Genomic DNA, 1491 nt, shown 5'->3' on the forward strand with positions numbered 1-1491 from the left:
GTGCTTCAGGCCGGCTCCAGGGGGGCCATCGTCAGGCCCTCCCGCAGCAACTGTTGATGGTAGAGCTCCGCTTGCTCTTGCGGGCCGACCCAGACGACCGCTTGCCCTTCGGCATCCACCTGCACGGTTAGTTGTCGCGCCAAGGGCAGGGTCATGCCGGGGATGTACTTGAGCAGGCATTCGGTAACGTGCTGAAAGGTGTTGAAATCGTCATCCAAGACGATCACCTTGAAGTGGGGGTAGGGCTGACGAACCCGGGTTCTCGATGGAGACGACTGCTGAGCAGGTCGAGTGGGAGCTTCCGTGGTCATAGCAGCAGAACTCAAGACAACATCCCGTAACTTTAATGCCTCAGATTTGATTCAACTTTCTCAACAGCCAAAAATAGGCCGCTGTTGATTCTGAGTCTATTCTAGTTCCTAGTCTAGTGAACTCTGGTGAACGCATTGGCGTCTGCCGGCAGCCCCTATTTGCCTTCGGATCCCCTGCCGGTGCAAGAGATGGGAAAGAGGTGCGGATTCCCGACCCGCTCTCACAACATCAGCTCTTCCCGCAGGGAGCGGCGGGGCTTTTTGCCGCCGAAGTGGTGCTCAAAATAGAGGGCGGTGGCCTGCGACAGGATCCCGGCTTGGGCAAGGGCCTGGCACAGGGATCCCGCCGGCGGCAGGTGCTTCTGAATCTGTTCGATTTGGACGGCGCTGACCAGCCCCGAAGCCTTAAGGTAGTCGGCTACATGTCGTCCACCTGCTAGGTACACAGAGTAGCCGTCTTCGCTGAAAAACTTGACCGTCTCTGGCTTGAGGCCGCTGTGGTGGGTCAGCACATCCGTGAAGGTGCCGCCCTCTGTTTCCCAGCCATGGATGATGGCTTCGATGCCAGCATTGTCGAGGAGGCCGGCTGCCCGCAATTGGGTCAAGATCCGCTGCACCCAAGGGGTGGCCCGCTGCAGCGCTTCCAAGTCCTCTTCTCCCAAATACCCTTGGGGCGGTAATTCCCCTTCTGCTGCTCTTGCGGCTACAGTCGGCGTTGAGATGGCCTGCGGCGGGACTTGTTGCTGGGCCGTAGGCGCGGTGGCAGGGGGAGGGGCTGGCTGTGTCTGAACTGCTTGCAGTTGGGCTTGGAGCTGACGCACCTGCTCTTGGGCCTGTTGGAGCTGGGCTTGGGTTTCTTGGAGTCGAGCTTGAGTTTCCTGCAGTTGCATCTGCAGCCGGTGGATGGTCTCGGCGGCTTCTTGGCGAGCGTGGGCCAGGTCGGCGATGAGGCGAGTTTTCGTCGATTGAGCCAGTTGGAGTTGGTGCTGGTGCTCCTGCAACGATTGGCTCAGGGTGGCCAGTTGGGCTTCCTTCTGCTCCAGCGTCTGGCGCAGGTGGGCTTCCGTTTGCTGGTGCTGCTGCAGCCGGGATCCCAGCTCTTGCAGCTTGGGTTTGGCCTGGGATTGCCATTCTGTCAGCTCGTGGCAGCGGCGACGTAAGGTCTCCAGCTCGGCTTGGG

Annotated in this window: 1 protein-coding gene and 1 pseudogene; both read right to left on the reverse strand. The window is 60.2% G+C overall.

What is annotated here, in order from left to right; translation table 11 throughout:
• Nucleotides 1–5: 5 nt before the first annotated feature.
• A complete protein-coding gene (gene clpS, locus NW857_RS08410; RefSeq protein ID WP_011430234.1) occupies nucleotides 6–311 on the reverse strand; it encodes an ATP-dependent Clp protease adapter ClpS in 306 nt (101 codons plus the stop codon).
• 221 nt (nucleotides 312–532) lie between these two features.
• A pseudogene (locus NW857_RS08415) lies at nucleotides 533–1491 on the reverse strand (hypothetical protein); the annotation flags it as partial.

The organism is Synechococcus sp. H55.9 (assembly GCF_047462355.1).
Lineage (GTDB): Bacteria > Cyanobacteriota > Cyanobacteriia > Thermostichales > Thermostichaceae > Thermostichus.

Bases quoted from the DNA above. Each gene is read 5' to 3' on its own strand.
- clpS (WP_011430234.1), bottom strand. From the start codon at position 311: ATGACCACGGAAGCTCCCACTCGACCTGCTCAGCAGTCGTCTCCATCG.